A 21878-nucleotide genomic window follows, 5' to 3' on the forward strand; every position below is an offset into this window, starting at 1 on the left:
CCGAGCGAGACTCAGAGGATGTGCGTCACGGCGGCATCCGCCGCGAGGCCGAGAAACAGGATCAGACCCGCTTCCCGATTGGAGCGGAAGAGCGTCAGGGCACCGCGCCCGTCGCGCGTGTCGAGGCGCAGAACCTGTCGCCCGAGATGGGCGCCGAACAGGGCGACGCCGAGCAGGCCCACGGGGCCTGCGCCCGCCAGGACCGCAGCGAGCGCGACGAAGCCGACGCTGGTGCCGTAGCACAGACCGATCGCCCCCCGCATCCGGCGCCCGAAGAAGCGGGCCGAGGAGCGGATGCCCGCGATCTCGTCGTCCTCGATATCCTGTACGGCGTAGATCGTGTCGTATCCGATCACCCAGGCGATGGTGCCCGCGTAGAGCAGCAGGGCCGGCACATCGAGGCGTGCGAACACCGCGACCCAGCCCATCAGCGCGCCCCACGCGAAGGCGAGGCCGAGGACCGCCTGCGGCACCGGCATGACGCGCTTCATGAAGGGATAGATCGCCACCGGGACCAGCGAGGCGATGCCGACGCCGATCGCAGGACCGTTGAACTGGAGCAGTACCGCGAGGCCCATCAGGGCCTGCAGCACGAGGAAGACGGCGGCTTGGCGCGCCCGGACCTGGCCCGAGGGCAGGGGGCGCGAGCGGGTGCGCTCCACCTGGGCGTCGAGGTCCCGATCGGCGATGTCGTTGTAGGTCGAGCCCGCACCCCGCATGGCGACGGCCCCGACGAAGAACAGGGCCAGATGGATCGGGTCAGGGAAAGCGGCACCGGACCGGATGGCCGCGAGGGAGGCCGACCACCAGCAGGGCAGAAGCAGGAGCCACCAGCCGATCGGCCGGTCGATACGGGCGAGGCGCAGGTAGGGCCGGGACCAGCGCGGCGCGATCCGGTCAACCCAATGTCCCGCCACCGCATCGGCGACGCGGCGGTCCGCGTTCGGGGAGCTCACGCCGTCCATGGACGCACGGGCGCGTCGGGCCGACTCGTCCGGAAAGGTTTCAGCACCGGATCAGAGGGCGCCCTGCGGCATCTTCAGGCTGCCCGTGAGTCCGGGGCCGCCGAGGAGGCCACCGCCGCCGCCGTTCTGGGCCTGCGCGCGGGCCTGGGCTTCCATCTTGGAGGCCTGGGCCGCGACGGTGCAGACCTTGGTCTTGATGCCCGACACCTTGAGGTGGTCGGCCTTGAAGCCCTCCGCGAAGGAATCCGGGATCGAGCACCACTCCTTGTTGGCGGTGATCCACTTCAGGCCGGCGGTGCCGTTGGCCTGGAGCTTGCCGAACAGGGTGCAGGCCTCGGCCGGCGTCATCTTCTTCTTCGAGTTCGACGCGGCGTTCGCCTTGCCGATCAGGTCCTTGCGGGCCTGGAGGGTCTGCTGGATCTCGCCGCACTCGGCGGACTGCGCGAAGGCCTGTTCGCTGAAGAGCGCCGTGCCGGCGAGGGCGACGGCCAGCGTCGCGATGGTCTTGAACGACATGCCTTGAGATCCTTTCTCCCCCCATCCGCGATCCGATGGGGGTGAGCCCGGCGACCGGATGCGGAATGGCCTGATGCGTGCCCGGAAGCGCACAAGAGTTCGCGCCTTTCGGTCTTGGTTTCGTTTCGGCATAGGAATGTGGCGTCTTTCGAGCCGCAAACGCCGGGTCGCATTCGAACGTGGATTTACGGCGCAATGTTGCCGCGTGTTGCGGGTTTGCATCAGCCGCTGCGGTTCGGGACCGCGCCGTTGACAGCCGACCCACCCCACGCGACCACGCCGGGCATGGCCGCTTACGACTTCACCGCCCCACGCCTCTTCGTCGAGGCCGACCTCTCCGTCGGAGCGACGCTGCCCCTCAACCGAGCGCAGGCGAACTACCTCCTCAACGTCCTGCGGCGCGGGCCCTCCGATCCAGTTCTCCTGTTCAACGGGCGCGACGGCGAATGGCGCGCAGAGATCGCCCCGACCGGGCGCAAGAGCGCGGACCTGATCGTGCGAGAGCGCACACGCCAGCAGCCGCCACGCGCGGACCTTCACTACCTGTTTGCACCGTTGAAGTCGGCCCGGCTCGACTATCTGGCCCAGAAGGCGGTGGAGATGGGGGCCGGCACCCTTCGCCCTGTCTACACCCGCTATACCCAGAGCGAGCGGCTGAATGTCGATCGCCTGCGCGCGAACGCCATCGAGGCCGCCGAGCAATGCGGCATCCTCGAACTGCCGGAGATCCAGGAGGCGGCCAAGCTCCCGGCGGCGCTCGCAGACCTCAACCCCTTGCGCCTGCTCGTGTTCTGCGATGAGGACGCCCCGGTTTCGGATCCGATCCTGGCCCTCCGGCAGGCCGCCGATCCCGCGGCCGCCCCGCCTCTCGCGGTGCTGGTCGGACCCGAGGGCGGGTTTTCACCGGACGAGCGCGCCCTGATTCTGGAACGTCCGAACACGGTAGCCCTCTCCCTTGGTCCGCGCATCCTGCGGGCCGACACGGCGGCGGTGACGGTGCTGGCCCTGGTTCAGGCAGTGCTCGGCGACGCTCGCTGAGGCGTCGCTTGCCCGCGTTGTTCGCGCGGGTCCCGTGGCCTATGAGGCGCGTTGACCCGATGTAAGGGGCCACGCCGCTGCGGTCCGGCGCGCCTCTCCTTTGAACGACCTTCCTGAAGAGGCAGCGCATGGCGCGCGACACGTCCGATACGACGCCCCTGACCACGCGGGACGAACTCATCGCCTGGTTTGCGGAGGGCGAGAAGCCGCGCGCGCGCTTCGCGATCGGCACCGAACACGAGAAGGTGCCCTTCTACCGCGACGGACACCGCCCGGTCCCGTATGCGGGTGAGAAGGGCATCCGGGCGCTGCTGGAGGGGCTCGGCCGCGAGACCGGCTGGGAGGCGATCGAGGATGCCGGCCACCTGATCGGTCTAGCCGGTGCCGAGGGCGGCGCCATCTCCTTGGAGCCCGGCGGACAGTTCGAGCTCTCCGGTGCACCGCTGGCCGACGTGCACGCGACGGTCACGGAGTTGCGGACGCATCTCGAGGCGACGACCCGGGTTGCAGACGGTCTCGGCATCGGCTTCCTCGATCTCGGCATGAGTCCGAAATGGACGCGGGAGGAAACCCCCGTGATGCCGAAGAGCCGCTACAAGATCATGGCGGCGTACATGCCCAAGGTCGGCAGCCTCGGCCTGGACATGATGCTGCGTACCGCCACCGTGCAGGTGAACCTCGATTTCGCCTCCGAGGCCGACATGGTGGCCAAGATGCGCGTCGCCCTGGCGCTGCAGCCGGTGGCGACCGCCCTCTTCGCCAATTCGCCCTTCACGGATGGGCGTCCCAACGGCTTCCTGTCGCGCCGGTCCGAGATCTGGCGCGACACCGATGGCGACCGCACCGGCATGCTGCCGCGGGCCTTCGAGCCCGGCTTCGGCTACGAGTCCTACGTCGACTGGCTGCTCGACATGCCGATGTACTTCGTGAAGCGCGGCGAGACCTACCACGACGTCTCCGGTGCCTCGTTCCGCGACCTGATGGCCGGCCGGCTCGCGACGCTGCCGGGGGAGCGCGCGACGGTGTCGGATTGGGCCAACCACGCTTCGACCGCCTTCCCGGAGGTCCGGCTCAAGCGCTTCATCGAGATGCGCGGATCCGATGTGGGCGGTCCGTCGATGATTGCTGCGCAGGCTGCTTTCTGGGTCGGGTTGCTCTACGACGAAGCCTCGCTTACGGCGGCCTGGGACATCGCCAAGAACTGGAACGCCTGCGACCGGGAGGGGCTGCGCGCCACCGTTCCCCGCCTCGGTCTGGCCGCCCGCATCGCGGGTCGATCCCTCGGGGCGGTGGCGGCCGAGGCACTGACGATCGCCCGCGCCGGGCTTGCCGCCCGGGCGCGACGCGACGCTCAGGGGCGGGACGAGACCCATTTCCTGCAGCCGCTGGAGGCCATCGTCGCCGCCGGACGCTCCCTCGCCGAGGAGCGCCTCGCCGATTACGAGGGCCGCTGGCAGCGCTCCGTGGAGCCTGCTTTCACCGAATGCGTCTTCTGAACGACTCGCGCCGTCACAGCCGGGCACATCCGCCGGCAAAAGGCGAAGGTGCTCGAAAACACCCGCCATCCTGGCTTGACTGTCGCGAATCTGGAACGGATCGCCAATGTTGCCGTTTCAAGGACTATCTCTTCCTGTGACGGAGAACGTTCGCATGTCGCGCATCTTGTCCTTCGCCCTCGCGGGCACCACTGCCATCGGTCTTTCGGCCGGTTCCTTCACCGCCGCTCAGGCCGCTCCGATGCCGATGCTCAGCGCCGCCCAGGTCGGTGGCGGCACGGCCATCGAAACCGTGCGCTATCGTGGCTATGGCCGGGGCTATCACGGTGGCTACCGTCGCGGGCCCGGAGTCGGCGGCGCGCTCGCGGCCGGTGCGGCCCTCGGCATCATCGGTGGCGCCATCGCCGCCAGTCAGGCCCCGCGCTACGGCTACTACGATCGCGGCTACGTCGGAACGGGCTACGGCTATGGCTACGGCGCGCCCGCCTATGGCTACTATGCCGCCCCGTCTTACGGTTATGGCTACGGCTATCCGGCCTACGGCTACGGTTACTGACGTCTCGCCGTCCGGGTGCGCTTAGCGCCCGGATCGGACGTCCATGATCCCGCCGACGGTCAAAGCCGTCGGCGGGATTTTTCATTCCTTCAAGGGGTAGAGCAGCGGTGAGCGGGAAAGCTGCGGGCTGGGATGCGTTGCCGATGACGGACGGAGGCAGCGAGACCGAGCATCTCGACCTCACCGGCTTGAAGTGCCCCCTGCCGGCCCTGCGGACCCGGAAAGCCCTGCGCCGGATGCCGTCCGGCGCCGTCCTGGTGGTGACGTGCACCGATCCGATGGCGGTGATCGACATTCCGCACCTAGTCAGGGAGGAGGGCGACACCCTCCTCGCGCAGGCGCGGGACGCGGATCGGATGACGTTTACGATCCGCAGAAGCCGCACAATCCCCGAGATTGTTGCCGAAAACACGCGCCTCACGCCTCATTGATGCGCCAACGCCCTGTTAGGGCCCTCCCATCCGGTCGCCGCAGCCTCGGCGATCCGACGGGGGAGAGCAGAATGGCGCCGATTATCCGCGGCACCCGAATCGTGCACGACGGCTGGAGCCGGTTTCTCGTCGCCGAGGTGACGATGGACGACGGCACACGCCTTGCGCGCGAGATCGAGGATCACGGACGGGCGACAGCGGTACTGCCCTACGACCCGACCCGGCGGGTCGCCCTGCTGGTCGAGCAGTTCCGGACCCCGGCCTTCTATGCGGCTGGGGTCACCTCCGTGCTGGAGGTCCCGGCCGGCCTCCTCGACGAGTCGGAACCCGAGGAAGGCGCACGGCGCGAGGCCTACGAGGAGACCGGCCTGCGTCTCGGTGCCCTCGAACCGGTGACCTGCGGCTGGAGCATGCCGGGAATCTCGACCGAGCAGATGGACCTGTTCCTGGCCCCGTACGAGGCGCCCGACCGGGTCGGTCCCGGCGGCGGCCTTGCCGGGGAGCATGAGGACATCACCATTCGCGAGATGGCCCTGAGCGAACTTGCGGCCATGACGGATCGCGGCGAGGTCACCGACATCAAGACCCTGGCATTGATCCTGACCCTACGCCTGCGGCATCCGCACCTGTTCGCCGCGGCCTGATACCTCCTCGACGCTTCAGGGCGTATCGGGCGCGCGCCGCGCGTTGGGGGTCGGACGCGGCCGGGCAGCATGGGGACGCCGGCGGGATGTCATGAGCAGCGATCGGCGCAGGGCAATTCCGATCAGCCCCCAGGAGCGGACGAAGTAGCGGCGGAACAGCCGGTGCGGCGCGTGCCAGAACCGGAAGAACCACTCGAGCCCGAAGCGCTGCATCAGGGCGGGCGCGCGGGGCACCAGCCCGGCCGCGACGTTCAGCGCTTCACCGACGGCCAGGACCACGGGACCGCCGAGGGCATTTCCTTGGCGGTCGACCCAGATTTCCGAGCGTGGCGCACCGACGCCGAAGACCAGGAGGGTCGTCCCGTGCGCCCGCACGGCCGCACAGAGTTGCGCCCCATAGGTCTCATCGTTCTCGAATCCGAAGGGCGGCACCGTGAAGGCGATCGACGCGCGCGGGATCCCCTCCGCCACCAGGCGCTCGGTGAGGTGGAGCCCGACGGCCTCCGTCGAGCAGACGAGGAAGATCTGCTGGCCGGCAGGCCATGGCGCAGCGAAGGCGGCCGCGATCAGGTCGTGGCCCGTGACCCGCTGTGCCGATCGGCCCCCGCGGAGCCGGGCGAGCCAGACGAGGGGCATGCCGTCGAGGGTGTGAGCGACGGCGCCCTCATACGCTTTCCGGAACGCCGCGTTCTCCGACAGCGTAACGATGTGATCGAGGTTCGCGGTGACGATCATGCGCGGCCGAGTCGCCGGCTGGCGGGCCGAGGTCGCGAGGATGTCGGAGGCCGATCCGGGCGTGAACGTGATGTCGAATAAGCGAACGCTCATGTCATCGCCTTTGGGACCTGTCCCGTGCGCACCCCGAGGATGAGCGACGGGAACCCGGGGCTGATCCATCGCGCCTCGGGGGAGGCTGGCGCGGGGGAGGTTTGAGGGGATCGATCGTGGGAGCCGTGGCGGACGGCGCTGCGTTCAGGCATCGACAGCTCGGAAGCTGCGGGCCCCGGTCGACCCGCTCGTCCGAGGCGGACGGGTCATCACGCGTCGGTCGCGACGGGCCCCGAGCCAGAGAGCGGCGGCGGCGCCGAGACCCATGCCCAGTAGCAGGGCGAGCGGCAGCACCAGCTTGGGGGAGGGTGGCCAGGCTCGGCTCCGCGGCGGCGTCGCCGTCGAAATGACCCGCACGTTGGAGCTGTTCACGCGCTCCTGTTCGTTGGTCTCCCGTGAGCGGCGCAGGAATGCCTCGTAGATCGACCGCCGGGCATCGAGCTCGCGCTCGAGTTCGCGCAGGCCGACATTGGCGCGATCGTTGCCCGCCGTCTCGGTCTTGGCCCGCTCCAGGCTCCGGCGTACGGCGGACTCGCTCGCCACGGCCCGGTCGTAGTCCTTTTGCGAGGTGTCGATGATGCGCTCCTTCTCGCGCTGGATCAGGCGTTGGAGATCGCGCTGCTGCGCATACTGGTCGGCCATGGCCGGGTGGCGGTCGCCGAGGCGCTGGGCGAGTTCTGCGGTGTTGCGCGAGAGCGTCGCGTATTGCTGCCGCAGGTTCTGCATCTCGAGGGATTGCAGCATCTCCGGCAGGGCGGTCCCGGCTTCGCCGGTGCGCATGTGCCGCGCCTGATCGAGGCGGGCCTTGGCCTCGGCCATTTTCAGGGTCGCGGTGACGAGCTGTTGGTTGAGGTCGCTAAGCTGCTGGTCGCTCAGGAGGCGCCCGCTCGACGTCACCAGCTTGTTCGTCACCCGATATTGCAGGACCCTGCGCTCGGCCTCCTCGACCGATTGGCGCAGCGTCGTCAAACGGCCCGACAGGGCCTCGGAGGCACGGCGCGCCGCATCGGTGCGCGCTGCCGCATCCTCCGCGAAATACGCGTCCGCGATGGCATTGGCGATCCGGGCCGACTTCTCCGGGTCCCGGGTCTGGACGTAGACGTCGATGACGAATGTCCGTTCGGCCCGACGCACGCCGAGCTTGAGGCGCAGGTTGTCGAGGGCGAGATTGACCGGCTCGCGGCTCGCCGGCGGCGGCTCCATGCCGAGGAGCGCCGTGAGGCTCAGCACCAGAGGATTTGTCGAGGCTGCGGGAACGAACTCCTCGTCCCGCGTCAGATCGAGGCGGTCGATGACCCGCCGCAGGACGTTGTCGGACTGCATCACCCGCGTCTGGCTCTCGGCGATCGAGACGCCGCTATCCGCCTGGGGCTGCCGGTTGCTCAAGTCGTTCTGGATCACCGGAAGATCGGCCGGATCGACCAGGATCTGCGTCACGGCAGTGTAAGTCGGTGTCACGGCGTTCAGCAGCACCACGGCGAGGATGACGGCCGCGAGCCCGCCGAGCAGGATCACGCCGGTGCCGCGCCACAGGCGACGCAGGATCAGGCCGCTGTCGAGCCCACTCGGTACTCTGGTCTCGAGGATCACCGGCTCGCCACGGACCGGGCTTCCGAAGTCGAACATCTGTCTCGTCTCCCGACCTGGTCGCCGCTCGCGCGGTTCTTGTCTTCCGCCTCGAACAACTCTGTTCCAGTTTCGTCGCCGGTCTGTTTCGAAACGGAACAGGCGCCCACCGAAACGTCCTCAACAGCGTCGTATGCGCAGAACCTATGCCAAGGGAGCTGCTGCGCTGTGCGTCGCGATGGCCGCACCCCACGATGTTCTCGTCCAAGCCGGGAATCGAGATGATATTGGCAAGAACAGGCTTGATGACAGGTTGCGATCTACGTAGTCCGCCGGACCTTCGTCAGTTGCCTGTGCACAACTGCGCCCGACGTCATGCTGGGTCATGATTGGGTGGCTGTACGAGCCGATCTTCCGCGACCTCGTAGGCGGATGGGCCGACCTTTAGAAATGTCGAGAAACACGCCGCGTCCCCGGCGGCCAAGCGATTCCAGCGTGCCACGTTGGCCCGGGCGGCCGCCGGGACCGCTGCGAATGCGGGATTCTCGATCCAAGCGAGGATCGCGGCCGCGGCACCCGCCGGATCGGAGGGTTCGATCTGCAAACCGGAGCCGGCCAGGACTTCGGAGAAGACCGGTCCGTGCGGTGAGACGACCGGAAGCCCGCCGTGCTGAGCCTCCAGGAGCGGCAGCCCGAGCCCCTCGGCCTTCGAAGTCGAGAGCAGGAGATGACACCGGGCGACGAGGCCGCGCAGGGCCCCGTCGTCGAGATAGCCGTGCAGGGTAAGGAACGGCGGCGGCGCGGCGAGGAACGCATGGTGTCCCCAGCCGACCCGGCCGACCACATGGAGTTCCGCCGCGACCCCGCCCGCATTCAGGGCTGCGACGATCGCGAGCGCGGACGGGTAGTCCTTGCGCGGCTCGATGGTCCCGATGCAGAGCAGACGAAGCGGCATGCCGGGGGCGGGCGGCGGGCCTGCGGGCAGGTCGGTGAGTCCGAATACATCGCGCACGGCAGGCCGCAGTAGGGCCACCAGGGCCTCGCGGGCGCACAAGGTCCTTACCGCCTCTCCGGTGGTGCGGGAGTTGACGAGGAAGGTGCGCCCGAAGCGCAGCGCGAAGGCGAAGCTCGGCGCCATGTAGAGGCGGCTCTTCCAGCTGAGGTCGTTTGGGCGCGTCAGCAGAAAGGTGTCGTGCACATACGTGATGCATTGGCGACGGCGCAGGACCGAGAGCGGCCCCGGGGGGAACCCCGGAAAGAGGAACAGGCCCGAGGGATCGCGCAGGGCCCGTAGGGGCAGGCCGAGATGCTGGGCCGCGATCATGCCGGCGATCCCGCGCGCCCGGACCTTGGTGACAGGGTGCGGATGGAGCGTGTCGGACGTGAACAGGTCGAGGGCGACGCGCTCGATCCCGGTGACGTGCCCGCGCAGATGGGTGTGATCGAGATAGAGGCGGCGCGGGTCGGACGGCACGGTCATCGCGCCTCTCCGCCGGTAGCGGGCCGGAACGTTCTCCGAAGCGTCGCGACCGCGTAGAGGAGCCGGCGCAGCCACGGCGGCATGTCGCGTCCCACGAGAGCGTGCTTGGCCCGCCGGGCCAAGCGGACTCCCGGCGGCGTGTCGCCGGGGATCAGGCTCGTACGTCCGGGCGCCCGGTCCAACGCCATCGCGAAGGTCGACAGCATCTCCGGCGCGAAGCGGAGACGTCCGGCCCCGGCCGAGGCCGGCAGGATCCCGCGCGCGACGAACACGTCGTTCAGGCGCATCGCACACGCGGCGTGGCTGTTGCGGCTCTCGAGGGCGATCCGCCCCAGGGCTCCCAGGCGTCTGCGCTCGGAAGCATCGGCGATCAGCGCTCGGAGTGCGTCCTCGAGGGCGCCCCCGTCCGGTGGCACGAGGCGGCCCGAGACCCCGTCCAGGACGGCGGTGGCGAGACCGGTCGTGCGATAGGCGACGGTCGGAGTTCCGCACAGCCCGGCTTCGACGGGGGTTTGGCCGAACGTTTCCTGGCGGCTCGCCGTGATGGCGAGATCACAGGCACCGTACCAGGCTGCCAGCGTCGCCTCGTCGCCGATGGGACCCGCCGCGATCAAGTCCGGGATTCCCAGGGAATCCGGATCGTCGAGCCGCCCGACCGCGACGAAACGGAGCCCCGGCCGGGCGACCCGGCGCAGGATCGCGGTCAGCTCGGTGGTCCCCTTGCTGGGCGCGTCCGCGATCACGGCGGCGAACATCACGAGGACGTCACCGGACGGCAAGCCGAGTTCGCGCCGCAGGGCTTCCCGCGATCCGGGCCGGAACACCCCCGTCGGAAAAGCCAGGTCGATGCGGTCGACGCGTGTCCCCTTCGGCGCCAGCGCGCGCGCCGCGGATTCCGACCAGTCGGAGGCCGCGAGCAGGAAGGGTCCCTCGGGTCCGGCGAGGATCGCCTGCTTTTCCGCATAAACGCCGGCGATCCGCTGCGGCAGTAACTGCGGATAGGCGTTGGGCGAGGGGCAGCGGGCGTCGCATCCCTCGGCGATGATCGGGCAGCCGGACGGGGAGGCGCAACGCCCGGTGACGGGGAAGAGATCGTGTAGAACGGCGGCGACCGGAACGGTGCGGGCGAGCCGCCCCAGGATCGTGGTGCGGCGGGTCGCGCCATGAAGGTTGCCCGCCAGGACAACATCGTAGCCGCCCTGCGACAGGGCATGCTCCGTCTGCGGAAACCGCTCGACCCACTCGGCCGCGGCCGGCGGCGATTCTGCCCCGAGGCAGTGATCGCTGACGGCGTGGCCGGCAAGGGCAAGCGCATCGCACAGGCGCCGGTGGGCGATCCCGGCGCCGCCGAGCTGACCCTGGTCGGTCAGGCTGGCCACCGAGAGGCCGGAGGCCATCGCGGGCGCAACGCTGCCCGGCGCATAGTGCAGAAGCACCGGTCGGCCCACGCGTGCAAGTGCGGCGCCCTGTCGGACGAGGCGGGGCCAGAGGGCGGCTACCGGATGCGCGGCCTCGGGGTCGAGGCCGCCGGCAGCCTGCACGCAGGAGCGCTTGAGCAGAACCTCGCCGCCGGTGAAGGGAGCGAGCGGCCCGTCCGGCGGCGCGGGATCGACGAGCGTCCCCGGCGGCGCCGCCGGTGCGTCGAGACCGAGTAGTCCCGTATCGAAGACGACTCGCAGGCCGACGACGACATCGGCGCCACTGAGAAGGAATTGCAGGCCGAGGGCCGCGAGCGCATCCGGGGCCAGAAGATCCCCCGGACGAAGGACCAGAAGAGCGTCCCACCCCTCGTCCGCGACGATGACGGGCAACTGCACCGCGCCCTCTGCCAACGGGATGAGGTCGTGGCGGAGGTTCGGATAGCCCTGAGCCTCCACGGACGCCCGGGTGGCGGCGAGCGGCCCGTCGCACGAGCCATGGACCAGCGTGACGACACGCAGGCGAGGCCAGGCACGATTCGTCAAGGGCGGAACGACCAGAGCGGGACGGGGTGGTCCGAAGGGCCAGGCCGCGATGCCATGCGCACGGGGTCCGAAGCGGTCGGCGACTCCATCGACCGTCGGCTGCGCGACGGATCTGTCCGATAAGTCCGTCACGCTTGCCCGATCACCCTTCGCCCGACCACTGCTTGCCTGGGCGCCGTCGGGAATGCCGAGGGCCGCCGCACAGGATGCGGGGGAAGATCTGAATCGTCCGTATGCGCGGAGCTGAATTCCGGCGGACGACACCGACGTACCCCCAACGTGCGATCGCCTCACTCCAGACGGACAGTCCGAGCGGACAGGGGCTTGCCTGTCACGCGAACGCGCGGGCCGAATTTTCAGGCGAAGAGGGACGTCGATCGGCCGAGATCGTGACGTCGCGAGGCGCTTCCATCAGGATGATCCGCGCGAGAAGCCGGACAGCTTCTGATGTTCGATGATCTCGGGAAAGACAGGGTCTTGATGATACTGGTCGGAGTGGCAGGATTTGAACCTGCGACCCCCACGTCCCGAACGTGGGTACGTTCGGTGTCCGTCCCCGCGGGGGTTTCGGTTTCCCCTCTACACCGCGACTGGTTTCGCATTCGTTCATTCACGTTCATGCGCCGCAATCCGTGGCCGTCGGGACCAAACCTGTGGCCGACATGTGGCCCGAGAACGTTTGTGGACCGCCGCCGTGACAGTGCCAAGGCCCCTCCGCACCCGCCCGGGCTTGCCCTTGGGCTCCGACGGCGCGAGGTTCGGTGCATGCCTGATCGTCCCGGCCGCCCCGGTGAACGCGTTGCCGACCTCTACCCCATCGAGGACGGCCCCGGATCCGGGCGCCTCGTCGAGCTCACCGTGCGCGTGCTCGTGGGGACCGAGCGGTCGACCGTCATCGTGGCCGACCCGGTGACGGGGAGGGCCCTTGCCCACCAGGTCGTCCCGCACGGGGCGGAGGCTGACACGGCGGCCGCCGCGGTTGCGTCCCTAGTGGAGGACAGGATCGCAGGGGGAGCGCCGAGATGGCTGATACGACCGAAGCCCGCCCGTCCCGAGAGGAGCGCCTCGCGCGGCTGTCCCCCGAGGACCGCGCCGCCGTCGAGGTCTGGAGCCTCGGCCGCCGGGCACGGGACCTGGCCGCCGCCGGGGATCCGGACGCGCCCGCGGCGGAGGCGGCCTTCTGGGAGGCGGAGGCCGCCGCGATCGAGGCCGAGATCCTGATGCGGCGGGTCAACGTCGAGGACCTGAAGGCCCGGTACCCGGTGCTCGCCCGGGACGCCGAGGTCACCGTCGGCGTGGGCTGGCAGCCGATCCTGGAAGCCCTGTTCGATCGGCTCGCCGGCATGAGCGTCGTCGTCCCCCTCGTCCGGGAGAAGTTCGGCGGGCTCGACGCCAAGTTCTACCCGGTCGGTGCCTGGGTCCATGCGGAGTTCGACGCCATGGACGGGATCAAGGAACCGGTTAGGGAGGCGGCGCTTCGGACCTGCGAGGCCTGCGGGGCGCCGGGCACCATGCGGCGGGACGGCCGGTGGCGGACCCGGTGCGATCGGCATGCCGCCATGTGAAACCAGATTAAGACGGATCGCCGTTTCTGTCTTAATCCGGTTTCAAATGGGAGAGCCCCTCCGGCCTACTGTTGCTGGGCTACCCAAAGGTTGTCAGTGGGACGGGGGTATCTGACAGCGCTGAAGGCATTTGATGGCAGTTCCCTGTCAAATCAGGCTTTGCAGCGGATATGAGAGCATTGACGCGGACGCCTCGACGGCGATGCGGGCGGCTCAGGCCGCCGCCACAACCGGAAGCTCTTCGAGCCGGGTCGTGTACCGGGGGGAGCGCATCTCGAACTTTGTCGACCAGTCCCGCTTGGGCGCAAACCCTGCCGTGCCTGGTACGACCGCTCCCCGTCCGAAGCGGCGATTGCAGGCGTCGAGCGCCTCCATAAGAGCCGCGCCCATCTCGCGGTCGATCTGTCCTAGGCCGGGCATGGCTCGCTGCGACGAGACGAGAGGCGCCAAGTCGGTCGTCACGACCCCGGCCTTGGAATAGCGGTACCCGTCCCGCCACGTCTTCCGGACGCCGTGGGTCGCGGCCTTCACGAGCGCGAGCGAGTCGTTGGTCGCTTCCGGCAACGTGACGACGGTCGAGACCGAGCGCTGTGGCCGGCCCCGGTCGTGCTCCGAGGTGTGAAAGAAGACCGTGACGTGGTTGGTCGCCAACCCTTCGCGCCGGAGCTTCTCGCCGAGCCTGGACGCATGCGTCGCCACGGCCTGCTCCATGGTGGCCCGGTCCTCGACCCGTTCCGAGAAGGACCGGGTGACCGCGCAGCCCTTCCGGGTCGCCGCCAACGTCTCCAGGTCGAGGCAGGCCGTCCCGCGCAGCTCGTGCACAAGGCGCTCGCCCACGACAGTCATGGCCATGCGGGCGGCGCGCGGGTCGAGGTCGCGCACGTCCGCGGCGCTGTCGCATCCCAGCGCCTCCAGGCGCCGGGCGTTCGCCGGGCCCACCCCCCAGATGTCGGCCACCGGCACCCGGATGATCCAATGGTCGTACTGCTCGGGATCGGTCAGGTCGCACACGCCCCCCAGCGCGGGATTTTTTTTCGCGATGTGGTTGGCGAGCTTCGCGAGGGTCTTCGTGGAGCCGATCCCGACGCAGGTGGGGATCCCCGTCCAGGCCCTGACGGTCTCGCGCATGTCTCGGCAGAGGATCGCCCGCTCGGCAGGGCGCACATCCGAGATGTCCAAAAAACTCTCGTCGATGGAGTAGATTTCGATGCGGGGGGAGAACCCCTGGTAGACGGCGTTCACCCGGGCGGACATGTCGCCGTAGAGGGCGTAGTTCGAGGAGTAGACCCGCACGCCCTTCTGCCGGCACATGTGGCGGATCTTGAACCACGGCTCGCCCATGCCGATGCCGAGCGCCTTGGCCTCGTTGGTCCGGGCGATGGCGCAGCCGTCGTTGTTCGACAGCACGATCACCGGCAGCTTCGCCAGGCGCGCATCGAAGACCCGCTCGCACGAGCAGTAGAAGCTGTTGCCGTCCGAGAGGGCGTAGGCCCGGGCGCTCATTCCGAGCGGCGCCTCGGGCTCACCGAGCTGGAGACCACGCCCCAGACCTCGATGACGGCGTCGGGCGAGAGCCGGAACTCCGGGAAGCGCGGGTTGGCGAAATGCAGGGTCACCCGGGGGCCCTGGCGCTTCCAGACCTTGAAGGAGCGCTCGCCGTCGATGTCGACCACGACGACGTCGCCGTTGCGCGGGGTCAGCGAGCGGTCGACGACGGCGAGATCCCCGTCGTGCAGGCGGGCCAGCAGCATGCTGTCTCCGGCCACGCGCACCAGGAAGGTCGCCGGCCGGCTCACGATCAGCAGGCGCTGGAGGTCGATCTCCTCCTCGATGAAATCGTCGGCCGGGCTGGGGAAGCCGGCCCGCACGGGCGTCGCCAGGAGGGGGACCGGCATGGGGAAGCCGATAACGACGTCGTAGACCTGCATGCCCGCGCTCCGCGAATCCTTCGGAACAAAAGCAGAACACATTGGCCGGGTTCCGCACAAGCGGCCACGCTTGCGGCGACGGAAATAGGGGGCAACCTATGGACGGACCCTGGAACGGTCTACGTCACCCGGAGGGAGCCGTGCGCGTGTCCCGTGATACGGACCCACCCCGCACGCAGGCAGGCTCGGCGCCGCTCCATCGTGTCAAAGAAGACACACGAAGCGGGCGACGACCCGGGACGTACCGGTACGCTTAACCTAAGCGCCAACCCGCACGTCGAGCGCGCTGGCTGAAGCTTTCCAACGGGGGTATGCTAATCAGCGTATTCGTGAACGGCAAGGCATCATCCATGACCCCGGCGACCTTCGGGTCTTACATCGTCAGCCAACGCAAGGCGAAGGGCATAAGCCAGAAGGACCTTGCGGCCCGCATCGCGCGGGAGGAGGACGGCAAGCCCATTTCCGCGCAATACCTGAACGACATCGAGCGGGATCGCCGCAATCCCACTTCCGACCACATCATCACCCAGTTCGCGACCGCGCTGGACGTCTCGCCGGAGTACCTTTTCTATCTGGCCGGAACCCTGCCGAAGTATGCGCGCGATGCGGGCGTCAGTCCCGAGACGGCCACCCAGATCATCAGCGCGTTCAGGAAAAGCGGCGGGTAGGGGAGCGGCCATGGTGATGATGGTGCCGGACGAGACGAGGCGGTTCCGCAGGCGGCCGCACTTCAGGCAGGAGGAGATCGATCGCGAATGCGAGACGCTCGTGGCCGGTTTCCTCATGCGCCACAGGGGCAAGGTCGAGTACCCGATCTCGACCGATGACCTGACCGTGCTCATCGAGCAGCATGTCGACGTGTTGGACGTCTACGCCGACCTCACGCCGGACGGACACGACGTCGAGGGGGTGACCCGCTTCAAGAGCGGCGCGATCCCCGACATCGAGATCTCCAAGCCCCTGTCGACCGATACCCGCCGCGAGAACCGGTACAGGACGACGCTGGCGCACGAGCTTGGGCATGTCCGTCTCCACGACGGGCTTTTCCAGGCGGCCTTCACTCCCGGCGACATGTTCGAACATGCCCGCGAGCATCGCCTGGTCTGCAAGCGCGATACGATGCTCGATGCGCCGAAAGGCGACTGGCTCGAATGGCAGGCCTGCTACGCCTCGGGCAGCTACCTCATGCCCGTCGGCGCGATCCGGGGCCTGCTCGCACCCATCCTCGCCGCCCAGGACGCCCTGGCGCCGTACCAGGTCGGCGAGGGCGTATCCGATGCGATGATCGAGGCGCTGCGGGCTCGTTTCCAGGTCTCAAGGGACGCGGCACGCGTGCGCCTCCTGAAGCTGAACTACATCAGTTCCACGCCCAGGGTCCCGACGCTTTTCGGCTGACCCCGTTCGTTCGAACGGGGCTGTTGACTCCTTCCTCAGACCCGAACTACGCTGATCAGCATATCGGCGATTCGGCATAGCGAGATGCGGTCGTCGGAGCGGCGCGCCCCGATAGCGGCGGGCCTGGCCCCTCGTACCGAAAGAACGACATGAACCGCATGACGCCGAACTTCGAGACCGATCCCCTTGCGGAACCGCTCGATGCCCTCCTCATCGATATCGCCGTGCGCGTGCAGCTTCCGCCGGGATTGCACGAAAAGGCGTGCGGACGCGGCGAATCGGTCTGCAAGCACATGGAACGCGACGGGAGCTCCCTGAAGGACCGGGTCCGGCGCTTCTATCCGCAGGGGTCGATGGCCATCGACGCCACCATCTCCACGCGAGGGACGGACGAGGAGTACGACCTCGACTACGTCGCGGAACTCGACGTCCACCACGAGGCTCCCCCCGGGGCGGTCCTCGACCTCGTCCACGCGGCCCTGCGCGACTACCCGACCTCCAAACCGGTCGAGCGTCAGACCCGGTGCGTCACGGTCTTCTTCGCCGACGGCATGCACGTCGACGTCACCCCATCCTCGCTCCTGCCGCATGGGGCGGAACGGGAAAGCCACATTTTCCATAGCAGTCCCGACAGGCCCTCGCACGAAGGGCGGCACGTGCCGATGAACGCCTACGGGTTCGGCGGCTGGTACAACCAGCTCACGCCCGTCGAACGTCGCTTCGCCGATGCCGTCAACCGGCGGATCTACGAGGCCGCCGGCATCGAGATCCGTGCCGACGCCCAGTTCGACGAGGTCCCAGGCCAAGTGCCGCTGATCGTCAAAAGCGTGACCACCGTCGCGCTCCAGTTGCTCAAGAGGCATCGCAACGTAATCTACGCGGGCTTCGAGGGCCGCATCCCGCCGTCGGTGATGCTGAGCTGCATCGCCGGCCATTCGGCGAGCCCCGGCACACCGCTTTCCGACATAGTGATCCGGCTGTGCCGCACGATCGCGCGGATGATCCACGCCGCCTCGGCCAGGCGGGAGAAGGTCTCGGTCGTGAACCCCGTCTATGCCGACGACCGGTTCACCGATCGCTGGCCCGAGAACCTCGGGCAGCAGGACGGATACGCCGCACATCTCACCAGGCTCGCCGACGGTCTGGAAGCCATCCGCCGGGGGGCCTCCCTGGAGGATGCGCAGGATTGGCTGCGCCTTCAATTCGGGGACTCCGTCGTCTCCCGATCGATGAAGGCGTTCAACCTGCGGCTCGGCAGCGGCATCCGCCACTCCGCGCAGGCCTACACGCCCCGCGGCGCCCTCTACGTGCCGAGCGCACCCCGCATCATCGGAGCCGGGGCGGCTTCCGCTTCGATGCCGGCCGCGGCGCGCGCCCATACCTTCATGGGGGACCTCCGGCGGTGAAAGGCTTCCCGAGCATCGCCGACCAGGCCGCCGCTATGCTGCGGCTCTGGCCCTCCTTCCGCATGCACCGGATCGACGATCGGTCCGCGACTTGGAGCGGGCCGATGCGACCCCTCATGGCGCGCTACGAGATCGAGGTCCTCTACAGGGTTCCCCTCATCGTCGAGAGGTTCGCTCTCCTGCGCCAGCAGCCGAGGGTGCGTGTCGTCTCGCCGGAACTCAGGCGTCGGAACGGCGACCCCGAGGGAAAACTGCCCCACGTCTATTGGGACGCCCGGGACAATCCGAGCCTGTGCCTGTTCGACTTCGAGACCTCCCAGTGGACGCCCTTCGACCTGATCGCCGAGACGACGTTGCGTTGGTCCGTGGATTGGCTGGTTTGCTACGAGGGATGGAGAGCGACCGGCGAATGGACCGGCGGCGGACGTCACCTCCAACTCGCACGGGCAGGGAACTGACATGACTTACGTTCCGCCCCGGCGTTCCGACGACACCCACCAAGGCCGCCGGATCCGCCAACCATGGCCCGCCGACAGGCCCTTCCGCATCCTCTCGATCGATGGCGGGGGGATCTGCGGCATCCTTCCGGCCTCGGTCCTGGCCGAACTCGAACACCGCTTCCTCGGCGGCAGGTCGATCGCCGGCCATTTCGACATGATCGCCGGAACGAGCACCGGCGGCATCATCGCCCTTGGCCTCGCCCATGGCCGGACGGCCGGCGACGTGCGCGACATCTACGTCGAACGTGGATCGAACATCTTCCCGCCACCCACCCGGGTCGGCCGCATCGTGCGATCGCTGCGGCGAACCCATCGCTACGCATACGACCGCGCGCCGCTGGAGGAGGAGCTGCTCCGGATCTTCGGCGACGCCCCCTTCGGCGATGCACGGACGAGACTTTGCATCCCCTCGTTCGAAGGTCGGCATGGGGAGCCATGGATCTTCAAGACGCCGCATCATCCGGATTACCGGAAGGACCGCTTCGAACGCATGGTGAAGGTCGGCCTCTCGACCGCCGCCGCCCCAACCTACTTCGAGGCGCTTCCGAACAACGGCTACGTGATGGTCGACGGCGGTCTTTGGGCCAATAACCCGGTCATGAACGCGCTCGTCGACGCGCTCGCGTGCTACGATGTCGGGCGAGGCCAGATCGAGATCCTCAGCCTCGGCTGCGGCGAGACGGCGTTCACGGTCGACCAGGCGAAGGCGCGGGGCGGCCTCTTCCAGTGGAAGGGGGTCATCCTCGCGGCGATGCGGGCGCAGTCCCACAACGCCCTCGGCCAGGCCGGCCTCCTCGTCGGCAAGGACCGGGTCATGCGGATCGATGCGCCCGAGAGCTCGAACGCGATCGCCCTGGACGATCATCGCCGGGCCACCGCGGAGCTTCCGGCCATGGCCCGATCCCTCGTCGAGGCGTCGGGCCGCGAGATCGCGAGGGTCTTCCTCGGCGACGAGGCGGCTCCCTATACCCCCTGTCCCCTCCCTCTCTAGGAGGGCCCCCGGCCGAGGGTCGGCCATTCCGGGTCCGCGCGTCACGATGCGGGCGGTCGGCCATCCGGCAGGTCCAGCCGCCCGCGCAGCCGTCCCATCTCCGCCTCCGCCACGCCGAGCCGAGCCGGACCGGGCCGGGCCGGGCCGGGCCAGGGCCTCGTCCGACGCCCGCATCCGCGCGGCAATCGTTTCCCGCTGCCGGAATTAGAAAAGGCGGACCGAGCATTCAGGTTGGTGGTTGTCACGATCATGAAGGGCAGGCGAACAAGGCAGGGGAAGCGGTAGGATACGGGCGGAACCCCCGCGCGCTTCCGGCTGCGGCCGGACCCACCACCCATGCCGAAGTCGCCTCGCTCCTCGAGCGTGGACGGGCCAATGGATGAGACCGCGTTGCGCCTCCGGGCCTTTTTCGACCTGCACCGGGAGTGGCCCGAAACCGGTCAGGATCCAGCCGCGCACACCCGCAGGTCCGCATACCGGGCGAAGGCCTATGCCTGCCGGATGTTGATGCGACGGACGGCGCCGCAGGACGTGGGACGGGGCGACGACCTTTCGCGGGCGTGCCCGCAGCGCCTATGGCATGGGTTCACCAACGACGGGCGAACCTCGTCGTCGACCGTCGTCAGATTCTGATCTGGGACCCGATCTCCACGGCGCGGTCGACCGGGATGCGGAAATAGCGCGACGCGTCCGTGGCCGCCTGTGCCATCGCGATGTAGATCCGGTCCTGCCAGACCGGCATCCCGGTCTCCGACGACGCCACCAGGACGCGCCGGGTCAGGAAGTAGGATAGCTCGCCCCTGTCCAGGCCGGCCTGCGCCAACGCCGCCGGAAGGTCGGGGAGTTCCATGAACCCGAACCGGACGCTGGCCCGGCTGACGGTCTCAGACAACTGCTCGACCCGGACGCGCTCCCCGCCGACGATGCGCGGCGTATCCTCCGTCACGACCGTCACGATGATGTTCTCCGCGTGAAGTACGCGGTTGTGCCTTACGTTGTGCAGCAGGGCGCCGGGCGTGTCGCCGAGCGTGCCGGTCAGGAAGACGGCCGTTCCAGGCACGCGCTGGATCGTCCCGTTCGTGGCCGTCCCGATGAAGTCGGAGAGGGGGAGACGGTCGCGGTGGATCTCCCTGGTGATGAAGAGGGAGCCGGTGCGCCACGTCCACATCATCGTCACGAGCACAGCACCCACCAGCAGGGGAAGCCAGCCCCCGTCGAGGAGCTTGAGGGCGTTGCCCGTCAGGAACACGCCCTCGATGAGCAGGAACGGCGCCAGGACCAAGGCCGCGACCGCCGGCGACCACTTCCACGCCTTCCACGCCACGACGAAGACCAGCGCCGTCGTGATGACCATGTTGCCGGTGACCGCGATCCCGTAGGCCGCAGCCAGTGCGGTGGAGGACTTGAACAGCACCACCAGGAAGACGACCGCCACGAGCAGCCACCAATTCACCTGCGGGATGTAGATCTGGCCCCTCTCAGTCTCGGAGGTACGCAGGACCCGCATGCGCGGCAGCAGCCCCAGCTGCATCGCCTGCTGGGTGATGGAGAACGCCCCCGTGATGACCGCCTGGCTCGCGATGACGGTGGCCATCGTGGCCAGCAGCACCATCGGGACCAGGGCCCAGGATGGGTAGAGCAGGAAGAATGGGTTCTCCATGTTCTCCGGGTGGGCGAGCAGCATGGCGCCCTGTCCGAGGTAGTTGAGGGCGAGGGCCGGAAAGACGAGGCCGAACCATGCCGTCCGGATCGGCCCTCCGCCGAAATGGCCCATGTCCGCGTACAGCGCCTCTGCGCCGGTGACGGCGAGGAACACGGCGCCGAGGACCAGCAGGCTCGCGCTTCCGTGGCCTAGGAGGAAGCTCACGCCGTACGCCGGATTGAAGGCATGGAGGATGCCGGGTTCGCCGGCGAGATGGATCAAGCCGCCAACCGCCATGGCAAGGAACCAAAGGGCCGTGATGGGGCCAAAGAACGTGGCAACCCGGGCGGTCCCATGGCTCTGGACGACGAAGACGCCGATCAGGATGGCCAGGCTGAGTGGCAGCACGAAGGGTTCGAAGGTCGGCGTGACGAGCTTCAGGCCCTCGACCGCGGACAGGACGGAGATGGCCGGGGTGATGATGGCGTCGCCGTAGAACAAGGCTGCGCCGGCCATGCCGATCAGGATGACGGCCCCGCCCTGGTGGCCAAGTGCGCGTTGCGCCAGGGCGACGAGGGACAGCGTGCCGCCCTCGCCGTCGTTGTCCGCCCGCAGGACGATCAGCACGTACTTGACGGTCACGATGAGGATCAGCGCCCACAGGATCAGCGAGATCACGCCCAGGATGATCTCGCGGGTCAGCGCATGGTGCCCTGCGCCACCGGTGGCCGCATGGAGCGACTCCTTCAGAGCGTAGAGCGGGCTGGTGCCGATGTCGCCGTAGACCACCCCGACGGAACCGAGGGTGAGGGTCCAAAAGCCGGCTCCCGGCGCATGTCCAGTCCCGGCCTCCGATGGCCTCGGCGATGGGACGGGGGTCGTGACGCTGGTGGGCATGGGTCGTGTCCCTTGGCTTGGCCACCGGTCATCACCGCGGCCCGGCTATAACGGCCAAGCCTCCAGGATT

General features: G+C 68.7%; 20 protein-coding genes and 1 tRNA gene. 11 read left to right on the forward strand and 10 right to left on the reverse strand.

Features of this window, described 5'->3' with window-relative positions; translation table 11 throughout:
- Positions 1-11 precede the first annotated feature (11 nt).
- Complete coding sequence (ubiA, locus tag ASF18_RS20950) at positions 12-965, reverse strand: 4-hydroxybenzoate octaprenyltransferase (RefSeq protein WP_056354902.1); 954 nt, start codon at positions 963-965, stop codon at positions 12-14.
- Positions 966-1016: 51 nt separating this feature from the next.
- Positions 1017-1481 carry a hypothetical protein gene (locus ASF18_RS20955; protein ID WP_056212170.1) on the reverse strand — a complete coding sequence of 155 codons (465 nt, stop codon included), beginning with the start codon at positions 1479-1481 and terminating at the stop codon, positions 1017-1019.
- A 285-nt stretch (positions 1482-1766) separates the two neighbouring features.
- On the opposite strand from ASF18_RS20955, the gene ASF18_RS20960 reads away from it, so the two are divergent.
- From ASF18_RS20960 to ASF18_RS20980, 5 genes are all read left to right on the forward strand, one after another.
- The gene (locus tag ASF18_RS20960; protein WP_056354905.1) at positions 1767-2519 is read left to right on the forward strand and encodes a 16S rRNA (uracil(1498)-N(3))-methyltransferase; all 753 of its coding nucleotides are present in this window, start codon (positions 1767-1769) and stop codon (positions 2517-2519) included.
- A gap of 128 nt (positions 2520-2647) precedes the next feature.
- Positions 2648-4015 (forward strand): glutamate--cysteine ligase, encoded by a 1368-nt coding sequence (locus tag ASF18_RS20965; protein ID WP_056354910.1) that lies wholly within the window; start codon positions 2648-2650, stop codon positions 4013-4015.
- Positions 4016-4169: 154 nt separating this feature from the next.
- A complete protein-coding gene (locus ASF18_RS20970) occupies positions 4170-4571 on the forward strand; it encodes a hypothetical protein (RefSeq protein WP_056278161.1) in 402 nt (133 codons plus the stop codon).
- Positions 4572-4714: 143 nt separating this feature from the next.
- Positions 4715-5002: a sulfurtransferase TusA family protein gene (locus ASF18_RS20975; RefSeq protein ID WP_056278165.1), complete on the forward strand. Its 288-nt coding sequence runs from the start codon at positions 4715-4717 to the stop codon at positions 5000-5002.
- Positions 5003-5073: 71 nt separating this feature from the next.
- Positions 5074-5646, forward strand: coding sequence for an NUDIX hydrolase (locus ASF18_RS20980; protein WP_056278168.1), 573 nt, complete (start codon positions 5074-5076; stop codon positions 5644-5646).
- 15 nt (positions 5647-5661) lie between these two features.
- On the opposite strand, the gene ASF18_RS20985 is transcribed toward ASF18_RS20980, so the two are convergent.
- The 5 genes from ASF18_RS20985 to ASF18_RS23995 form a co-directional block, all read right to left on the reverse strand.
- Positions 5662-6474: a WecB/TagA/CpsF family glycosyltransferase gene (locus ASF18_RS20985; RefSeq protein ID WP_244472789.1), complete on the reverse strand. Its 813-nt coding sequence runs from the start codon at positions 6472-6474 to the stop codon at positions 5662-5664.
- Between the two features lie 144 nt (positions 6475-6618).
- Positions 6619-8100 (reverse strand): GumC family protein, encoded by a 1482-nt coding sequence (locus ASF18_RS20990; RefSeq protein ID WP_056354912.1) that lies wholly within the window; start codon positions 8098-8100, stop codon positions 6619-6621.
- A gap of 313 nt (positions 8101-8413) precedes the next feature.
- Positions 8414-9520 carry a glycosyltransferase gene (locus ASF18_RS20995; protein WP_056354914.1) on the reverse strand — a complete coding sequence of 369 codons (1107 nt, stop codon included), beginning with the start codon at positions 9518-9520 and terminating at the stop codon, positions 8414-8416.
- Entirely contained in the window at positions 9517-11484 is a 1968-nt protein-coding gene (locus ASF18_RS21000; RefSeq protein ID WP_244472790.1) for a glycosyltransferase, read from the reverse strand. Before ASF18_RS21000 ends, ASF18_RS20995 begins: the two co-directional genes overlap by 4 nt.
- Before the next feature lie 487 nt (positions 11485-11971).
- Positions 11972-12073, reverse strand: a tRNA-Leu gene (locus ASF18_RS23995).
- 433 nt (positions 12074-12506) lie between these two features.
- Between ASF18_RS23995 and ASF18_RS21005 the strand changes: the two genes are divergently transcribed.
- Entirely contained in the window at positions 12507-13049 is a 543-nt protein-coding gene (locus tag ASF18_RS21005; RefSeq protein ID WP_056354917.1) for a hypothetical protein, read from the forward strand.
- A gap of 213 nt (positions 13050-13262) precedes the next feature.
- Here ASF18_RS21005 and ASF18_RS21010 read toward each other — a convergent pair whose 3' ends face one another.
- Together ASF18_RS21010 and umuD are read right to left on the reverse strand one after the other, a co-directional pair.
- The gene (locus tag ASF18_RS21010) at positions 13263-14552 is read right to left on the reverse strand and encodes a Y-family DNA polymerase (protein WP_056354919.1); all 1290 of its coding nucleotides are present in this window, start codon (positions 14550-14552) and stop codon (positions 13263-13265) included.
- The gene (gene umuD / locus ASF18_RS21015; protein WP_056354922.1) at positions 14549-14977 is read right to left on the reverse strand and encodes a translesion error-prone DNA polymerase V autoproteolytic subunit; all 429 of its coding nucleotides are present in this window, start codon (positions 14975-14977) and stop codon (positions 14549-14551) included. The genes ASF18_RS21010 and umuD overlap by 4 nt, the downstream gene beginning before the upstream one ends.
- Positions 14978-15327: 350 nt before the next feature.
- Between umuD and ASF18_RS21020 the strand changes: the two genes are divergently transcribed.
- The 5 genes from ASF18_RS21020 to ASF18_RS21040 all read left to right on the forward strand — a co-directional run bounded on the left by ASF18_RS21020 (position 15328) and on the right by ASF18_RS21040 (position 19269).
- A complete protein-coding gene (locus ASF18_RS21020; RefSeq protein WP_056355282.1) occupies positions 15328-15645 on the forward strand; it encodes a helix-turn-helix transcriptional regulator in 318 nt (105 codons plus the stop codon).
- A 19-nt stretch (positions 15646-15664) separates the two neighbouring features.
- Positions 15665-16372, forward strand: coding sequence for an ImmA/IrrE family metallo-endopeptidase (locus tag ASF18_RS21025; protein ID WP_244472791.1), 708 nt, complete (start codon positions 15665-15667; stop codon positions 16370-16372).
- Positions 16373-16521: 149 nt separating this feature from the next.
- Positions 16522-17778 carry a nucleotidyltransferase gene (locus ASF18_RS21030; RefSeq protein WP_056354928.1) on the forward strand — a complete coding sequence of 419 codons (1257 nt, stop codon included), beginning with the start codon at positions 16522-16524 and terminating at the stop codon, positions 17776-17778.
- A 104-nt stretch (positions 17779-17882) separates the two neighbouring features.
- The gene (locus tag ASF18_RS21035; RefSeq protein ID WP_244472792.1) at positions 17883-18236 is read left to right on the forward strand and encodes a hypothetical protein; all 354 of its coding nucleotides are present in this window, start codon (positions 17883-17885) and stop codon (positions 18234-18236) included.
- 1 nt (position 18237) lies between these two features.
- A complete protein-coding gene (locus ASF18_RS21040) occupies positions 18238-19269 on the forward strand; it encodes a CBASS cGAMP-activated phospholipase (protein WP_056354931.1) in 1032 nt (343 codons plus the stop codon).
- A 622-nt stretch (positions 19270-19891) separates the two neighbouring features.
- Here the strand turns inward: ASF18_RS21040 and ASF18_RS21050 are convergent.
- The gene (locus ASF18_RS21050) at positions 19892-21808 is read right to left on the reverse strand and encodes a potassium transporter Kup (RefSeq protein ID WP_056354937.1); all 1917 of its coding nucleotides are present in this window, start codon (positions 21806-21808) and stop codon (positions 19892-19894) included.
- Between the last annotated feature and the right edge of the window lie 70 nt (positions 21809-21878).

It is taken from the genome of Methylobacterium sp. Leaf89, assembly GCF_001422215.1.
Classification (GTDB): domain Bacteria; phylum Pseudomonadota; class Alphaproteobacteria; order Rhizobiales; family Beijerinckiaceae; genus Methylobacterium.

Excerpts from the sequence above, each read along its gene's own strand:
- ubiA (WP_056354902.1), bottom strand. The coding sequence starts at position 965 with ATGGACGGCGTGAGCTCCCCGAACGCGGACCGCCGCGTCGCCGATGCG.
- ASF18_RS21025 (WP_244472791.1), top strand. The coding sequence starts at position 15,665 with ATGGTGCCGGACGAGACGAGGCGGTTCCGCAGGCGGCCGCACTTCAGG.
- ASF18_RS21010 (WP_056354919.1), bottom strand. The coding sequence starts at position 14,552 with ATGAGCGCCCGGGCCTACGCCCTCTCGGACGGCAACAGCTTCTACTGC.
- ASF18_RS20975 (WP_056278165.1), top strand. The coding sequence starts at position 4,715 with ATGACGGACGGAGGCAGCGAGACCGAGCATCTCGACCTCACCGGCTTG.
- ASF18_RS21040 (WP_056354931.1), top strand. The coding sequence starts at position 18,238 with ATGACTTACGTTCCGCCCCGGCGTTCCGACGACACCCACCAAGGCCGC.
- ASF18_RS21035 (WP_244472792.1), top strand. The coding sequence starts at position 17,883 with ATGCGACCCCTCATGGCGCGCTACGAGATCGAGGTCCTCTACAGGGTT.
- ASF18_RS21030 (WP_056354928.1), top strand. The coding sequence starts at position 16,522 with ATGAACCGCATGACGCCGAACTTCGAGACCGATCCCCTTGCGGAACCG.
- ASF18_RS21005 (WP_056354917.1), top strand. The coding sequence starts at position 12,507 with ATGGCTGATACGACCGAAGCCCGCCCGTCCCGAGAGGAGCGCCTCGCG.
- ASF18_RS20985 (WP_244472789.1), bottom strand. The coding sequence starts at position 6,474 with ATGAGCGTTCGCTTATTCGACATCACGTTCACGCCCGGATCGGCCTCC.
- ASF18_RS20955 (WP_056212170.1), bottom strand. The coding sequence starts at position 1,481 with ATGTCGTTCAAGACCATCGCGACGCTGGCCGTCGCCCTCGCCGGCACG.
- ASF18_RS21050 (WP_056354937.1), bottom strand. The coding sequence starts at position 21,808 with ATGCCCACCAGCGTCACGACCCCCGTCCCATCGCCGAGGCCATCGGAG.
- ASF18_RS20960 (WP_056354905.1), top strand. The coding sequence starts at position 1,767 with ATGGCCGCTTACGACTTCACCGCCCCACGCCTCTTCGTCGAGGCCGAC.
- ASF18_RS21020 (WP_056355282.1), top strand. The coding sequence starts at position 15,328 with ATGACCCCGGCGACCTTCGGGTCTTACATCGTCAGCCAACGCAAGGCG.
- ASF18_RS20980 (WP_056278168.1), top strand. The coding sequence starts at position 5,074 with ATGGCGCCGATTATCCGCGGCACCCGAATCGTGCACGACGGCTGGAGC.
- ASF18_RS20970 (WP_056278161.1), top strand. The coding sequence starts at position 4,170 with ATGTCGCGCATCTTGTCCTTCGCCCTCGCGGGCACCACTGCCATCGGT.
- ASF18_RS20995 (WP_056354914.1), bottom strand. The coding sequence starts at position 9,520 with ATGACCGTGCCGTCCGACCCGCGCCGCCTCTATCTCGATCACACCCAT.
- ASF18_RS20990 (WP_056354912.1), bottom strand. The coding sequence starts at position 8,100 with ATGTTCGACTTCGGAAGCCCGGTCCGTGGCGAGCCGGTGATCCTCGAG.
- ASF18_RS20965 (WP_056354910.1), top strand. The coding sequence starts at position 2,648 with ATGGCGCGCGACACGTCCGATACGACGCCCCTGACCACGCGGGACGAA.
- umuD (WP_056354922.1), bottom strand. The coding sequence starts at position 14,977 with ATGCAGGTCTACGACGTCGTTATCGGCTTCCCCATGCCGGTCCCCCTC.